Below are 16,267 nucleotides of genomic sequence, written 5' to 3'. Positions count from 1 at the left end.
AACGTCTTGTGCCGGCGAAAATGGTAATCGTCTGAAGAGGCGGGAAATGCTCTGATCGACAAGGCAGCAGCAGCGCGAGACAGGCGTAAAAGCTTGGATCATAGGCAGAATCTGCGTCGATTGTGCCTTTTTTACTTGGAAGCTGGAGCAATAGCCGGTTGATTTATCCGATGCTTCATCGATTTCTGTTGTCAACACACTCGATAAAGTTGCACACTGGAACAGCAGATCAAACGGGGGGATAGAAATGGCAAACCACAAGCCGGTCGCAGGTGACGTGTACCAGCCTATTTTCAACATCGACAACCCGATCGACGGCAACATCCTGGACAACACCAGTTCCACCGATGCCGATGGAGATCGGGTGCGCCTCAACTTCGTGAATGGACAGCGAATTCCGCAACCGGCCGATCCGGATGGACCCGCCACGACGACGACAATCGAGGGAAAATACGGCACGCTGACCGTCTATTCCAACGGCAACTACACGTACGAACTCGATCACTCCAACCCGATCGTGGCCGCGCTCGGCCCAGGAGATCAACTCGCCGACCAGTTCAATTTCAAGATCTCGGATGGCAAAGGCGCCACCGACTTCGGCCTGCTCAATATCGCGGTCGACCTGCCGGAACGCGGCGACGTCTTCGTTAACTTCGAGGATGTCGGCAAACACGACTTCCCTACAGGCTATAAAGGTTTCGATTGGGGCGCCTGGTACGATGGTGACGACGCGACTGTGCGGGAGGAAGCGGATGGCAACCACTATCTGGGAGGAGGCGTGTTCTGGACACCCATCCAAGCCGCCGATGGCGGTGACTTTCAGATCGAGCAATTCAGTGTCGCAAACGGCACATCGGACTATGACAACGTTCTAACGATCGAAGGCAAGTTGAACGGCGATACCGTATTCTTGGTCACGGTCAACGTCACCGCCGACAGCATTCATGACCCGCAAATGATCGATCTCAGCGCCTACGGCCCGATCGACTACCTCATACTCGACACCGAACCCGTGATCACCGAAACGAGCGGCCCGGATTATTATGGTGCGCAATACGACAACTTCCATTTCATCGTTTGACGGATGGGGAAAAAGGCATCGTATCGCCGACATCTTTGCATCTTCGCCAAGCGCTCTCTGCTGTCGCTATTTGATACCAATATCTTGCGATAGCTGACCGAGTTGCGTCTTGCTAGCATAGGATCGTGCGAGGAGGCACGGTTATGCTGGGATGGAGGAATTGATGCAGCCAGTCGGGATCAGGTTAGCGGCGGTCATGTTCTCGCTTGCCGTATGGGCTATTATTATCGCTGTCGCATCCCATTTTTGGGCGACGAAGATGCCTGTATTGCTTTTGACGCTTTACAGATAGGTCTGTCCTCGGCGTTGGCGGCTGCAGACCAGGGGCAACTGGTTTCCCCTCGCCGCGACATCTGGCGCTGCTACCAACGTGCTACCACGGCCTTCGGAACCGGCTCAAAATCGAGCCGCATAAATCGCTATTTCTGCAATAAGGAGATGGTAGCGGAGGAGGGATTTGAACCCCCGACACAAGGATTATGATTCCTCTGCTCTGACCTACTGAGCTACTCCGCCACTGGTCAACGATACCCGCTCGCGAAGCGATGCCGGTTCGTGGGATGAGCGGCTTATAAGGTGCGCTTCGGCTTTGTGTCAAGCGCATGATCGAGAAAAACGGTGGGCTTTATAGGGCGCCGTTGCCTCTGGCTTTCAGGCGGCGACGGGGCCGGCCAAAAGGGCCTTCAGCGAAGCTTCCGCCGACGGTTCGCGCTCGGAGCGCTCGATGAAGCCGCCGCCGAAGACGCGGGCGTTGTCGCCGGGGGCGGAATAAAGCGCGCAGGCCTGGCCGGGCGCGATGCCTGCCTCGCCGACCGTCAGGTCGACATAGGTGCCGGTCGCATCGACATGCAGCACGGCAGGTGCCGGCGCCCTCGTCGAGCGGACTTTGGCGTAGCAGGCAAAGCCGTCGCCGGAAGCGGCTTCCGCAAGCGTCTCGTCGCCCAGCCAGTTGACATCGCGCAGGTAGACGCGGTGCGTTTCCAGAGCCTCTTTCGGCCCGACGATGACGCGGCGCGAACGGGCGTCGAGAAAGACGACGTAGAGCGGCTCGCCGGTGGCGATGCCGATGCCGCGGCGCTGACCGATGGTGAAATGCAGGATACCCTCATGGGTCCCGAGCACGCGGCCATCGAGATGGACGATCTCACCGGCCAGCGCCGCATTCGGCTTCAGCTTGGTGATGATGTCGGAATATTTGCCCTGCGGCACGAAGCAGATGTCCTGGCTGTCGGCCTTCTTGGCGACGACGAGGCCCATTTCTTCGGCGAGCCTGCGGGTCTCGGCCTTCGGCAGGCCGCCCAAGGGAAAGCGCAGATAGTCGATCTGTTCCTGCGTCGTGGCGAAGAGGAAATAGCTCTGGTCGCGGTCGGCATCGGCCGGGCGGAACAGCGCGCGGCGGCCGGGATTCTCCGGCGAAGGGTTCGGGCCCGAGCGGATATAGTGGCCGGTCGCCAGCGCATCGGCGCCGAGCTCCTTGGCGGTCGCCAGCAGATCGGCGAATTTGACGGTCTGGTTGCAGGACACGCAGGGGATCGGCGTTTCGCCCGCCACATAGCTTTCGGCGAAGGGATTGATTACCGTCTCGCGAAAACGCTTTTCGTAATCGAGCACATAATGCGGGATGCCGAGCGTTTCGCAGACGCGGCGCGCATCGTCGATATCCTGGCCGGCGCAGCAGGAGCCGGCGCGATGAACGGCGGCGCCATGATCGTAAAGCTGCAGCGTGATGCCGAGCACATCGTAACCCTGCTGTTTGAGAAGGCCGGCGACGACGGATGAATCGACGCCGCCCGACATGGCGACGACGACACGGGTCTCTTCCGGCTTCTTATCAAAATCCAGTGTGTTCAACGATGATGCCAATTCTGCTTGGGTCACGATCCGCCCTTGCGCTGCAATTGCGGCGGATTTGCTGATCTCCGGCGGGATCGGCCGCCGTCTCTCGATGAGGGACCGATATAGAAAGGATTGTCCCTGGACGCAAGGGGCGGGCCTTCGGACGCCCGATAGTTTCGAATTCGCGTGGAAAAGAAGGCGCAGCCGAAACCGCGCCTCGGAAGCGAGGGGTGCGGCTCAGGTGCCGATCAGCTTGTTGCAGGCGAATGCGATACCCGGATTGACGATGATGGCAGTCACGAGCGCCAGTCCGATCATCGAGAATGAATAGCGTTTCATATACATCCTCCTTCCAGCCCACGAGAATTATGCCGGTTCGGCCGCCGTTCTCAAAATAACGAATGCTTGATGGTCTCAAGCGGCATGCCTGCTCCTCGGACGGCTGAACCCAGCTCCCGCGCAAGCACCGCCGTTTGTCACCCGCATGAGGAAGCGGCCTTCAGCGCGTGGCCGTGGATCAGCACCTCTGCCTCGTGCTGCGGCATCGGCCGGCCAAGCAGATAGCCCTGCACCTCGCGGAAACCTTCGGCGCGCAGCTTCTGCAACTGCTCTTCGGTCTCGATCCCCTCGGCCAGCGTCGTTGCGTTGAAACCGGAACCGATACCGACGACGGCGCGCACGATGGCAAGATTGCCGGCATCCGTCTCGATGCCTGAAACGAAGCTGCGATCGAGCTTGATCTTGTCGAAGGGGAAAGCCCTGAGATAGCTCAGCGACGAATAACCCGTACCGAAATCGTCGATGGCGATGCGGATCCCAAGCTCCTTCAGTGCCCGCAGCAGCGGCAGGCTTTGATCGGCATCGGTCAGGAAGACGGATTCGGTAATTTCGATCTCAAGCCGGTCGGCATTCAGCCCCGTTTCGTTGAGCGCCGCGACTACGGTCGAAAGCAGGCTCGCATGCCGGAACTGGCTGACGGAGAGATTGACGGCGATCCTCAGATGGGCGGGCCAGCCGGCGGCGGCACGACAGGCTTCCCGGATCACCCAGTCGCCGATCGGTACGATGAGGCCGGTCTCCTCGGCGAGCGGAATGAAATCCATCGGCGCCACCAGGCCGCGCTTGGGATGGCGCCAGCGGATCAGCGCCTCGAAGCCGGCGATGCCGTCATTGTCGAGCTGCACGATCGGCTGGTAATGCAGCTCGAACCGGCGCTTCTCCAGCGCCTCCCACAGCTCTGCGGTCATCACATGCCGCCGCTCGGCGGCAAGCCGCATCTCCGTCTCGTAAAAGCGATAGGTCGAGCGCCCGCTCTCCTTGGCGGCATAGAGCGCCAGATCCGCATGGCGCATCAGCACATCCGCGTCGCCGGCATGATCCGGCGCCAAGGCGATGCCGATGCTGCAGGTGGCATGCTCCCGGGCGCCGTCGAGATCGAAGGCATGGCTAAGCGTCTGCAGCAACCGCTGTGCAAAACGCCCGACCCGCTCAGGCTCGCCGAGTTCGAGCACGATGGCGAACTCATCGCCGCCGAGACGGGCGACGAGATCGCCCTCCTCCGCCAATTGCAGCAGACGGTCCGACACCTGGCAAAGCAGAGCGTCGCCGGCGGCATGCCCCTTGCTGTCGTTGATATGCTTGAAATGATCGATGTCGATATAGAGCAGCGCGATCGGGCTCTCTGTGGTCGCTTCGGCCACGCGCTTATCGATATGTTCAGAAAATGCTGCCCGGTTCGGTAAGCCGGTCAGGGCATCATGCATAGCAAGATGGGCAAGCTTTGCCTCGATGGCACGCTCCTCCGTGACATCCTGCGAAATGCCAAGCAGATAGCGCGGCGCATGGCCCTCCGGCGCCGGCAGGACGCGCTTGACGGTGCGCAGGATGCGTTGCGCTCCGTCGGGACGCAGCATCGTCTCTTCGAAGCTGATCGTCCTCTTGGCTTCGAAGGCCCGGCGATCCTGCTCACGGAAAGCGTCTGTCTGGCCGGCGGCAAACAGCGCCCGGTCGGTTCGGCCGGCCACATCCCGCGCCTTCATGCCGACGATGTCGCCGCAGGCCTCGTTGAAGAGAATGTAAAGCCCGTCCGCTTCCATGTCCTTGACGAAGACCCCGACCGGCAGATTGTCGACGATGCTGTCGAGAAGCGAGCGTGCATCGCTCATCTGGCGCCTGGCGGCGTTGACCTCGGTGCGGTCCTGCACGATTGCCAGGATCGCCGCCCGTCCCTCGAAACGCACTTCACGGCCATAGGTCAGCACCTCGAAGGTCTCGCCGTTCGCCTTGAGATGAAGCCAGCGCTCCGCCTTTTCCATGTCGGTACGGCCGTTGACGGCCTCGATCATCCGTTCCCGCTCATGCTGGGGGCGGATATCCAGAACCGTCATGCGCCGGTATTCGTCCGCGCCATAGCCGTAAAGGGCTACCGCCGCTTCGTTGACGCTGAGAAACCGCAGCGATACCGGATCATAGACCCACATCGGGGATGGGTGCGTTGCAAACAATGACCGGAAGTCATCGTTCAGTGCCTCGATCTGCTCGGTCTTCTGCAAAGGGGCCATGGAAATTCACGCGCGGTTGATGCCGATGCCAGGGTATACTGAGAAAAGTTAAATAAAATCAGAATCATACTCGGCCTAAACTTTAGGCTTCCGCCTGTGAAACGAGCAAACGGCGCTCTGCCTCATCTTCAATAAAATAATTTGGATGCCCCGGAACAATTGCGTCGATCGTGCGTTCGGGGTCATCGATGTCGCATTGCTGAGGAGGGTTTCATGGGCAGGTTCGGCACGACGACGGATTACAGCAGGATTAGGCATTGGATCGAGGCGCGTGGCGGCCATCCCGCCCGTATCAAGAACGCAGCGGATAGCGAAACCGTTCGCGTCGATTTTTCCTCTGAAACGCAGGAAGAGATTTCCTGGGACGAATTCTACGAGGGTCTGGACGGCAGCCGGCTTGCCTTCCTTCACCGCACGAAGGCTGAAGACGATATCGCCCGTTTCGGCAAGATCGTCCGCCGAAAACGCCGGCCGCACTGAGATCCATTCGATTCCGACACAACAAAAACCCGGCGCCGTTTCCCGCGCCGGGTTTTTGTTGTCATTCTTGCCGGATCGAGATCCCGAGGAGGAAACTCAGTCGATGTTGAAAGTGAGCAGCTTTGCCTGGCGGATCGCCTGATGGGCCGTCAGCTGCGCAAGCACGGCGTCGTCAACCTCGCCGTCGACATAGAGCAGCGCAATGGCGTCGCCGCCCTGCTTGTCACGACCGAGCTGGAAGTTGGCGATGTTGACGCCGGCCGCTCCGAGCGTCGTGCCAATGAAGCCGATCATGCCTGGGACGTCGGTATTGGTGATATAGATCATGTGCGAGCCGACATCGGCATCGAGGTTGATACCCTTGATCTGGATGAAGCGCGGCTTGCCATCCGAAAACACCGTGCCGGCGACCGAGCGCGTCATGCTTTCGGTCGTCACCGTCAGCTTGATGTAACCGTCGAATACACCCGTCTTGTCGCGCTTGACCTCGGACAGCACGACACCCTTTTCCTTGACCATGATCGGCGCCGAAACCATGTTGACGTCGGCGACCTGCGGCCGGATGAGGCCGGCGAGCACGGCACTCGTCAGCGCCCGCGTGTTCATGTTGGCGGTGATGCCGTCATAAAGGATTTCGATTTCCTTGATCGGCTCTTCGGTGACCTGGCCGACAAAGGCGCCGAGAACGTCGGCAAGGCGGATGAAGGGCTTCAGGATCGGCGCTTCCTCAGCCGTGATCGACGGCATGTTGATGGCGTTGGAGACCGCACCATTGACGAGGTAATCGGCCATCTGTTCGGCCACCTGCAGAGCGACGTTCTCCTGCGCTTCGGTCGTTGAGGCGCCGAGATGCGGCGTGCAGACGACGTTCGGCAGGCCGAAGAGCGGACTTTCCTTGGCGGGCTCGACCTCGAACACGTCGAAGGCGGCACCCGCGACATGCCCCGACTTGATCGCTTCGGCAAGCGCTGCCTCATCGACCAGGCCGCCGCGGGCGCAGTTGATGATGCGCACGCCGGGCTTGGTCTTTGCCAGTGCTTCCTTGTTGAGGATGCCGCGCGTCTTGTCGGTCATCGGCACATGCAGCGTGATGAAATCGGCGCGGGCGAAAAGCTCTTCCAGCTCGACCTTGGTGACGCCCATCTCCTCGGCGCGCTCCTTGGAAAGGAACGGGTCGTAGGCGACGACGTGCATCTTCAGGCCGATGGCGCGCGCGCAGACGATCGAGCCGATATTGCCGGCGCCGATGACGCCGAGCGTCTTGCCGGTGATCTCGACACCCATGAACTTCGACTTCTCCCACTTGCCGGCCTGCGTCGAGGTATCGGCGGCCGGAAGCTGGCGGGCGACGGCGAACATCAGCGCAATCGCGTGTTCGGCTGTCGTGATCGAGTTGCCGAAGGGCGTGTTCATGACGATGATGCCGCGGCGCGAGGCGGCCGGGATATCGACATTGTCGACGCCGATACCGGCGCGGCCGACCACCTTGAGGTTTTTCGCCCCTTCGATGATCTTTTCCGTCACCTTGGTGGCGGAGCGGATAGCCAGGCCATCATAATTGCCGATGACTTCGAGCAGACGGTCCTTGTCCTTGCCGAGCTGCGGTTCGAAATCGACTTCGACGCCGCGGTCGCGAAAGATCTGGACGGCGGTTTCCGACAATTCGTCGGATACGAGAACGCGAGGTGCCATGAGGGCCTCCTTCAAAAGTGTTCAGCGATGAATGAAATCAGAAATGCTGGGCTCCGCCGCCTTGTGGCGGAGCCGGATGCGATCACCTCAGGCGGCGGCCTGAGCGAGCTGTGCCTTCTGGGTTTCGAAGGCCCAGGAAAGCCATGGCATGAGCTTCTGCATGTCGGATGCCTCGATCGTGGCGCCGGCCCAGATGCGCAGGCCGGACGGCGCGTCGCGGTAATGGCCGACATCGAAAGCGACCCCTTCCTTTTCCAGGAGGCCGACCAGACCCTTGGCGAAATTCGCCTGGCCGTCGTCATCGAGGGCTGCGATGTCCTTGTCGACGATCTTCAGGCAGACGGAGGTGTTGGAGGCGGTTTCCGCCTTGACGGCGAGATTGGCGATCCAGTCGTTTGCCGCGACGAAATCGTGGATGACCTTGGCATTGGCATCGGCGCGCGCAATCAGCGCCTTGAGGCCGCCGAGACCCTTGGCCCAGACGAGCGCATCGATATAGTCCTCGACGCAGAGCATCGACGGCGTGTTGATCGTCTCGCCCTGGAAGATGCCTTCCGTCAGCTTGCCGCCCGAGGTCATGCGGAAGATCTTCGGCAGCGGCCAGGCCGGCGTGTAGGTGACGAGGCGCTCGACTGCGCGCGGCGAAAGAATGATGACGCCGTGTGCGCCCTCGCCGCCCAGAACCTTCTGCCAGGAGAAGGTGACGACGTCGAGCTTGGCGAAATCGAGTTCCTGGGCGAAAGCCGCCGAGGTGGCGTCGCAGATCGTCAGGCCCTTGCGGTCGGCAGGAATGAAATCGGCGTTCGGCACGCGCACGCCCGAGGTGGTGCCGTTCCAGGTGAAGACCACGTCGCGGTCGAAATCGACGGTCGCGAGATCGGGAAGCTCGCCGTAACCGGCTTCGAGCTTGCGCACGTCCTTGAGCTTCAACTGCTTGACGACATCGGTGACCCAGCCGGCGCCGAAGCTTTCCCAGGCGAGCATATCGACGCCGCGTTCGCCGAGCAGCGACCAGAGCGCCATTTCGACGGCGCCGGTATCGGAAGCCGGGACGATGCCGATGCGGTAATCTGCCGGCACTTCGAGAATTTCACGGGTAAGGTCGATGGCCTGCTTCAGCTTGGTCTTGCCGACCTTCGCGCGGTGCGAACGGCCAAGAGCCGCGTCGGAAAGGGCTTCGAGCGACCAACCGGGACGCTTCGAGCAAGGGCCAGAAGAAAAATGAGTATTGTGCGGACGGATGTCCGGCTTTGCGGTCTTCGCCATGATGCTATCCTCTCAGATAGAAAGCCCTTCGTTGGGGAAGGGTGTCCCGCCGCCGTGTGTATGGATCGGACGCGTCATAGTCAAGATGGAAGTGTCGCAGAGAGAGGATATTTTGACGCAGGAGAGGTGGCCAAAATGAAAAAGCCGCCCGGAGCGAGGGCGGCTTTCTGATCTGGTGGCTGGATCGAACTTATTTGTAGACCGGCTGCTGCAGCGGAATTTCCGGCGGCGGCTCATAGCTCGCCTGGGCGCATCCGCCGAAGAGATAACGGGCGCCGACGCGGGCTTCATGGGCGCTGAGGCCCTTGTCACGGCCCGGGCCGCCATTGTCCGAATAGCCGAACATGTTGCCGCCGTCGATATGCAGGTAACGGTAACCGACATCGGCCTTGATGTTGCAGGTGACGTCGATCGAGGCGCCGGCCATGAGCGCGTAGGTGAAGCGCCAGTTGCCCTTGCCGCCATGGGTGACCTCGTCGTCGCAGAAGCTGCCGTCATCGGCGCAGGCAACGTTGCGCAGGTTCTTCCACTTGACGTAGGAACCGCCGATACCGGCGCCGACATAAGGCGTGACATAGCCGTAGGTGCCGAGATCAACGTAAGCGTTGGCGAGCAATGTGTAGGCGGTTAGCGAGGAGCGGTCGCTCGAGGTGCAATCCACCAGCGGGAAGCCGCACTGTCCGACCGTCGAACCGTGGAAATCCGCCTGCGTGAGATAGTCGAAGGTCAGGTCGGTGCGCAGATAGCTGTTGATCTGATAACCGACACCACCGCCGACCGTCCATGCGTCGTCGAGGTCGGCACGGTCGAAATCGACCTCCGTCGCATTGCTGCCCTGAAAATAGCGGGCGCCACGCAGATCGGTGAAGGCATAACCGACATCGCCGCGCAAGTACCAGCCCGTCGCTTCGCTGACCGCCACCTCGGGCGGCTGCTCCGGGATCGGCTCGGCAGGGGCGAGGTCCGCGGAATAGGCGTTTGTCGCGATCAACAATGCGGCGAAGATGCCGGACAAGCTTCTTTTCATGGATCCCACTCCAAAATCCCGTTGCGTCGGCAGGCTCAGTCGCTGCCAATCTGATACGCTTCGGATGGATAATGAATGGGAAACGTTAAAAGCTGCTTAACCACGATCATTTACCTAGATGCCGAGGCATTCGCGGCCCGAGCATAGATCAGTTTGGATCGTGGGGAGCGGCTTGGCAGTAATCGGCTCACGATAGCGGGCATGCATAACGAAAAAGCCGGCGCTGATGCACCGGCTTTTTCGTTATTCTTTCCTCATTGGATCAGGCGGCGGTCCGGACGTTCGAGATCGTGCCGATCAGCTCGTTGACGATGCGTTCGATCTGGGCACGGTCGTCGCCTTCGGCCATGACACGGATCAACGGCTCAGTGCCCGAGGGGCGGATGACGAGCCGGCCGTTCCTGGCGAGTTCGGCTTCGGCATCGGCGATCGCCTTTTGCACCTGGATATCTTCCAGCGGCTTGCCACCGCTGATGCGGACATTGCGCAGGAGCTGCGGCACCGGCTCGAAACGGCGGCAGACTTCGCTGACGGTCCGGCCGGTGCGCTTGACCGCGGCCAGGATCTGCAGAGCAGCGACGAGACCGTCGCCGGTCGTGCCGTAATCCGACAGCACGATATGACCGGACTGCTCGCCGCCGACATTGTAATTATTCTGGCGCATATGCTCGACGACATAGCGGTCGCCGACTTTCGTGCGGGCAAGCGCCATGCCGCGGTCGTCGAGGAAGCGCTCGAGGCCGAGGTTGGACATCACGGTGGCGACGATGCCATTGCCGCGCAACTGCTGGCTCTCGGCCCAGCTCTCGGCGATGACCGCCATGAGCTGATCGCCGTCGACGATCGAACCGTTTTCGTCGATGATGATGACGCGATCCGCATCGCCGTCGAGGGCGATACCGATATCGGCACGAACCTCGTCCACCTTCTTCTGCAGCGCGACGGGGCTGGTGGAGCCGCAATTGAGATTGATATTGGTGCCGTTCGGCTCGTTGCCGATGGTGACGACGTCAGCACCGAGCTCCCAGAGCACGGCGGGCGCCACCTTATAGGCGGCGCCATTGGCGCAGTCGATCGCAATCCTCAGGCCCTGCAGCGTCACATCACGCGGCAAGGTGCGCTTGGCATGTTCGATGTAGCGGTCATGCACGCCGTCGACGCGCTTGGCGCGGCCGATATCGTCGGATTTGGCGAGCTGCGCGTTCAGGTCCTTTTCGAGCAGATCCTCGATCTCGGCCTCGATATCGTCGGAAAGCTTATAACCATCGGGGCCAAAGAGCTTGATGCCGTTATCCTCGTACGGATTGTGCGAGGCCGAAATCATCACACCGATATCGCAGCGCAGCGAGCGCGTCAGCATGGCGACGGCAGGCGTCGGGATCGGGCCGAGAATAAAGGCATCGAGGCCTGCGGCGGTAAAGCCTGCGACCATGGCATTCTCAAGCATATAGCCGGAAAGGCGCGTATCCTTGCCGATGACGACTCGGTGGCGGTGGTTGCCGCGGCGGAAGATCGTGCCGGCGGCGATGCCGACCCGCATGGCGAGATCCGGCGTCATCGGGAAGACGTTGGATTGGCCGCGAATGCCATCCGTACCGAAATAGCGTCTTTTCATCTGCACTCCTGTGCTCTCGGCGCGCCATTCAAGGCAGCGCATTCTTCCAAGCGAATCCGGCTTCGGTGAGATCTCGTCAATTCACGAGCGTGATTCATGCTTGCCTCAATTCAGCGGAATGCCACAAAATGCGGCGATCGGCACGTAAATTAGCAAGAAAAATGATTATATCCCGTTACCAATAGAAAAGGCCGGATCTCCCACTTCGGAAATCCGGCCTTGTTCGAGTTGGTCGACGCAGTTAATGCGGCTGCGGTTCGAGACCGCCTTCCGGCTCGTCACCCTTGGTGGCGGGCCGAGCGCCGGCCTTCGGAACGGCCGAGCCGCGGCTTGGCGGCGAATCATCGCCGAGATCGCGGGAAGGCTTCTCGCCGCGGATCAACGCCTTTATCTCTTCGCCGGTCAGGGTCTCGTATTCGAGCAGACCTTCAGCAAGGGCGACGAATTCGTCGTGCTTTTCCGTCAGGATCGTGCGGGCCTGCGTATAGGCTTCGTCGATCAGGCGGCGCACTTCATTGTCGATCTTCTGCGCGGTTGCTTCCGAAACATTCTTCGACTGCGAAACCGAGTGGCCGAGGAAGACTTCCTGCTGGTTCTCGCCATAGGCGACCTGACCGAGCTGATCGGAGAAGCCCCACTGCGTGACCATGGCGCGGGCAAGCTTGGTCGCCTGTTCGATGTCGGAGGAGGCACCTGAGGTGATGTTCTCCTTGCCGAAGGTGAGCTCCTCGGCGACGCGGCCGCCCATCATGATGCAGAGGCGCGAAACCATCCACTTGTAGCTCATCGAGTAGCGATCGCCCTCGGGAAGCTGCATGACCATGCCGAGCGCACGGCCGCGCGGAATGATCGTCGCCTTGTGCAGCGGATCGGCGACGGCGACATTGAGCGCGGTAATGGCGTGTCCAGCCTCATGGTAAGCGGTGAGCTTCTTTTCCGCCTCGGTCATCGCCGAAGAACGGCGCTCGGCGCCCATCATGATCTTGTCCTTGGCGTCTTCGAATTCCTGCATGGTGACGACGCGCTTGTTGCGGCGGGCGGCCATGAGGGCGGCTTCGTTGACCAGGTTCATCAGGTCGGCGCCGGAGAAACCGGGCGTGCCGCGGGCGAGAACCTTGAGATCGACATTCGGCGCCAGCGGAACGTTGCGGGCATGCACCTTGAGGATACGCTCGCGGCCGACGATGTCGGGGTTCGGCACCACGACCTGACGGTCGAAACGGCCGGGACGCAGCAGCGCCGGATCGAGAACGTCGGGACGGTTGGTGGCGGCGATCAGGATCACGCCCTCATTCGCCTCGAAGCCATCCATCTCAACCAGCAACTGGTTCAGCGTCTGCTCGCGTTCATCGTTGCCGCCGCCGAGACCGGCGCCGCGATGGCGGCCGACGGCATCGATTTCGTCGATGAAGATGATGCAGGGAGCATTCTTCTTGGCCTGCTCGAACATATCGCGCACGCGGCTTGCACCGACGCCGACGAACATTTCGACGAAGTCGGAGCCCGAAATGGTGAAGAAGGGCACGTTGGCTTCGCCGGCGACCGAGCGGGCGAGCAGTGTCTTGCCGGTACCCGGAGGGCCGACGAGCAGCACGCCGCGCGGAATCTTGCCGCCGAGACGCTGGAATTTCTGCGGATCACGCAGGAATTCGACGATTTCCTCGAGATCCTGCTTGGCCTCGTCGACACCGGCGACGTCTTCGAAAGTCACGCGGCCATGCGCTTCGGTCAAAAGCTTGGCCTTGGACTTGCCAAAGCCCATCGCGCCGCGCGAGCCGCCCTGCATCTGCCGCATGAAAAACAGCCAGACGCCGAGAATCAGAAGCATCGGCAAAAGCGTGCCGAGATAGCTGAGGAAACCCGAAGAGCCGTCCGTTTCAGGACGGGCGGAAACCAGGACGTTCTTCGACTGCAGGCGATCGAGCAGACTGTCGTCGATCACAGGCGAATAGGTCTGGAAGGTGGTGCCATTTTCAACATAGCTTCCGGAGACACGGTTGCCCGTGACCACGACTTCCTTCACGCGGCCCGCATCGACCTCACGCAGAAACTGCGAATAAGGGATTTCGCGGGAGCCCGTCTGCGCCGGCGCCGTCTGAAACATACTGAAAAGGGCGATCAGCAGAAGCGCGATGATCGCCCACAAGGCGAAATTACGTAAGTTAGGGTTCATTGAACTCCCCAGCACTGGAACAGCCGCCTCATGGCGACCGTCTTATTCGTTTCTAACATAGGGTTGCGCCGTGCCGTTGCCAAGGCGACGCCCCATGTCAGATGGTTTTTCCGTCAATACTTCTTAAAGGCAGCCTCGCATAGGGCGCCGTCGCGAAAACCGCCGAAAGCCTGTTGGCAAAGATGAAATCAAATCGTGTCAAAAAGCGGTCGAACGGCGCGGAATAAGGCGTGAGGCGCACCCGGCCGGCCAAATCGTCGGAAAAAATAATGTCAGCCATTGGCAAAACGACCGGCAACGCAGCAGTTGCGCGCTTCAATGCCGCTTTTGGCAGGGTATCATCCCATCTCACCGCAATGCGGTGCTCGTCGTAGGAACCCGATCGGCGGGACTCTATGGACGCGGAACACTCTTCTTCACGCTTTGGTGACCCAGCCGCACCCGGTCCTGCATTCATCCCGGCCGCCTCGATCCTGACGCCGAACGGGGAATTGTTCACAACCTCGAAACGTCCATCCCAGACGCTGCGCTCACCCGGCTGCAATGACAGCGGGAGGATGCCGCGGCTTTCGCGGGCGAGATAGAGCCCGCTACGTCTGAGATCGAACACCACCCTGCCCGCCGTCATCCGCCCTGCCTTGGCCGCTGCGATAAAGGCGAGAATGCCGTCCATCTGCTTGCCGCCCGGTGGAAAATCCCGGCCGCCGAAAACGGCGGCAAGACGGCCAAGCGCGTAATTCAATACAGTTGCTTCGGCCCTCAGGCCGTCGGGAGAGATATGACCAAGCACACCGCCATGCAGCCGGAAATGCAGATCGAGCCAAGCGGCTGCATCTGCCGCGAGCAAAAGACGTTGCCCTTCGGTCTCCGCCCCTGCCTTGGAAGCCACCTCCTCCGCGAGCCGCTGGCGCATGCGCACCCGCTCATAGGTCACATCCTCGTTGCTCGGATCGTCGAGCCAGGAAATCCCACCTGTCTTCAGATAAGCGCGGATATCTGCCCGCCGACTGCCGAGCAGCGGCCGCATGATCCAGATATGACGGTCGAACAGCACCGCATCGGCGATGCCGGTCGAAACCTGTTCGGAGCGCAGACCCCGCATGGCAAGCGTTTCGCGCTGGTCGTCGAAGGTGTGGCCGGTGACGATGAGATCGGCTTTGAAATTTTGGGCGGCGGCTGCCAGCAGGTCATAACGAGCCTCGCGGGCCGCAGCCATGATGCCGGTTTTCGGCTTGTCGCCCTGCCAGATCAGGATGGTGTGGGGAATGCCGAGCGATGCGCAGAGGGCAGCGACCTCGCGCGCCTCGTCTGCGGAGCCGGCGCGCAACGCATGATCGACGGTCGCGGCGCAAAGGGAAATCTTGAGATCGGGCGCGGCCTTTACGGCTTCATCGAGGAGAAGAAGCAGGCCGGTGGAATCGCTGCCGCCCGAGATCGCGACGAGGATGCGCGCAGGGCTTTGAAGCGAAATAAGAAACTGGAGGATCGCCTGTTGCGGCGATGAGGCTTCCGGAGACATGCCGGAAGACCTTAGCAGGCGAGGCGCTTCTGTTCGCTCGCAACCTTGCTTATGACCGCACGCGAGGCCTTGGGATAACGCTTCGAGACTTCGCGCAGTGTGGCGCATGCCGTCTCGGTATTGTCGAGGGCGGCGAGCGACATGCCGAGCTTCAACAGCATTTCCGGCGCCTTTTCGGATGTGCCGTATTTCTGGTGCGCATTGAGGAAAGTCTTGGCCGCCTCATTGTACTTGCCCTGCGAATAGAGCGCTTCGCCGAGCCAGAAATTGGCGTCCGCCGCCCGCGCGCTGCTCGGGTAGCGGGTGATGTACTGCGTGAATTCCTGCTCGGCCGTGCTGTAATCGCCCGATAACACGTGGCCATAAGCCGCCTTGTACTGGTCCGCCTCGCTGCCGAGCGAGGCGGTCTGCTGCGGCGTCCCGGGATTGGCATCGGGAATCGGGCCGGAGCCGATGGTGGCATTTTCATCCACGCTTCCGCCGATCGGATTGCCGTTCTGATCGAACTCGATCGAGCCGAGCTCCTTCGGTGGCTGGCCGAGGCCGGTATTGGCGGGTACGTTGGTGGAGGGAGCCGTTTCGGCTCCCTGCGGTGCTTGAATCACCCTGGCGATGTCGTCGCCGCCGGAAGCAGCCGGCGCGACATCGGTCTCACTCTTCTTGACCGGAGCCTTGGCGGCACCGCCGCCGCCCGTCTTTTCCAGCTGCTGGAAGCGGAATTCATTGTCTTCCTGCTGCTTGCGGATCGTCTCCTGCATCTGCAGAAGCTGAAAGCTCATCTCTTCGATCCGGCCGTTCAGCTGCCGCAGTTGCTCTTCGAGCTGCTGCACACGGACCTCCGCGTCGCCGCTCTGCACCTTGACAACAGGTGGCGCCGCCTGGTTTTCCGCGGATCGGCCGCCAAGATGCAGCCCGAAAAACGAAGCGGAATAGGCCGCTCGTTCGCTCCCGGTCACAGCCGCGAGGCACAGCATGCCTGCCACGACAAGTTTCTTCATATGTATCGTCCTGTCCCAG

Annotated in this window: 11 protein-coding genes and 1 tRNA gene; 2 read left to right on the top strand and 10 right to left on the bottom strand. The window is 61.1% G+C overall.

What is annotated here, in order from left to right; all coding sequences use genetic code 11:
- Nucleotides 1-247 precede the first annotated feature (247 nt).
- Complete coding sequence (locus FHX10_RS28685) at nt 248-1,081, top strand: VCBS domain-containing protein (protein ID WP_047616551.1); 834 nt, start codon at nt 248-250, stop codon at nt 1,079-1,081.
- A 439-nt stretch (nt 1,082-1,520) separates the two neighbouring features.
- Here the strand turns inward: FHX10_RS28685 and FHX10_RS28680 are convergent.
- The 3 genes from FHX10_RS28680 to FHX10_RS28670 all read right to left on the bottom strand — a co-directional run bounded on the left by FHX10_RS28680 (nt 1,521) and on the right by FHX10_RS28670 (nt 5,478).
- Nucleotides 1,521-1,597, bottom strand: a tRNA-Met gene (locus tag FHX10_RS28680).
- 135 nt (nt 1,598-1,732) lie between these two features.
- A complete protein-coding gene (gene mnmA, locus FHX10_RS28675) occupies nt 1,733-2,932 on the bottom strand; it encodes a tRNA 2-thiouridine(34) synthase MnmA (protein WP_063475365.1) in 1,200 nt (399 codons plus the stop codon).
- A gap of 461 nt (nt 2,933-3,393) precedes the next feature.
- Nucleotides 3,394-5,478, bottom strand: coding sequence for a putative bifunctional diguanylate cyclase/phosphodiesterase (locus FHX10_RS28670; protein ID WP_183845192.1), 2,085 nt, complete (start codon nt 5,476-5,478; stop codon nt 3,394-3,396).
- Between the two features lie 213 nt (nt 5,479-5,691).
- Here FHX10_RS28670 and FHX10_RS28665 point away from each other — a divergent pair, with 213 nt between their 5' ends.
- Entirely contained in the window at nt 5,692-5,958 is a 267-nt protein-coding gene (locus FHX10_RS28665) for a hypothetical protein (protein WP_047616545.1), read from the top strand.
- A 96-nt stretch (nt 5,959-6,054) separates the two neighbouring features.
- Here the strand turns inward: FHX10_RS28665 and serA are convergent, their stop codons facing one another.
- The 7 genes from serA to ybgF all read right to left on the bottom strand — a co-directional run bounded on the left by serA (nt 6,055) and on the right by ybgF (nt 16,248).
- The gene (gene serA, locus FHX10_RS28660; protein ID WP_047616543.1) at nt 6,055-7,650 is read right to left on the bottom strand and encodes a phosphoglycerate dehydrogenase; all 1,596 of its coding nucleotides are present in this window, start codon (nt 7,648-7,650) and stop codon (nt 6,055-6,057) included.
- A gap of 87 nt (nt 7,651-7,737) precedes the next feature.
- Nucleotides 7,738-8,916 (bottom strand): phosphoserine transaminase, encoded by a 1,179-nt coding sequence (locus FHX10_RS28655; RefSeq protein ID WP_063475363.1) that lies wholly within the window; start codon nt 8,914-8,916, stop codon nt 7,738-7,740.
- A gap of 190 nt (nt 8,917-9,106) precedes the next feature.
- Nucleotides 9,107-9,943, bottom strand: coding sequence for an outer membrane protein (locus FHX10_RS28650; protein WP_047616539.1), 837 nt, complete (start codon nt 9,941-9,943; stop codon nt 9,107-9,109).
- Between the two features lie 262 nt (nt 9,944-10,205).
- A complete protein-coding gene (glmM, locus tag FHX10_RS28645) occupies nt 10,206-11,558 on the bottom strand; it encodes a phosphoglucosamine mutase (protein ID WP_047616623.1) in 1,353 nt (450 codons plus the stop codon).
- Between the two features lie 241 nt (nt 11,559-11,799).
- Nucleotides 11,800-13,731, bottom strand: a complete 1,932-nt coding sequence (gene ftsH / locus FHX10_RS28640) for an ATP-dependent zinc metalloprotease FtsH (protein ID WP_047616537.1) — start codon at nt 13,729-13,731, stop codon at nt 11,800-11,802.
- 97 nt (nt 13,732-13,828) lie between these two features.
- Nucleotides 13,829-15,250, bottom strand: coding sequence for a tRNA lysidine(34) synthetase TilS (gene tilS, locus FHX10_RS28635; protein WP_063475362.1), 1,422 nt, complete (start codon nt 15,248-15,250; stop codon nt 13,829-13,831).
- Nucleotides 15,251-15,261: 11 nt separating this feature from the next.
- Nucleotides 15,262-16,248: a tol-pal system protein YbgF gene (gene ybgF / locus FHX10_RS28630; RefSeq protein ID WP_063475361.1), complete on the bottom strand. Its 987-nt coding sequence runs from the start codon at nt 16,246-16,248 to the stop codon at nt 15,262-15,264.
- Between the last annotated feature and the right edge of the window lie 19 nt (nt 16,249-16,267).

The sequence above is a fragment of the Rhizobium sp. BK591 genome (assembly GCF_014195045.1).
Taxonomy (GTDB): Bacteria; Pseudomonadota; Alphaproteobacteria; order Rhizobiales; family Rhizobiaceae; genus Rhizobium; species Rhizobium anhuiense.
Note: the sequence above shows the minus strand (reverse complement) of the source record. Positions and strands in the feature narration are given on the sequence as shown.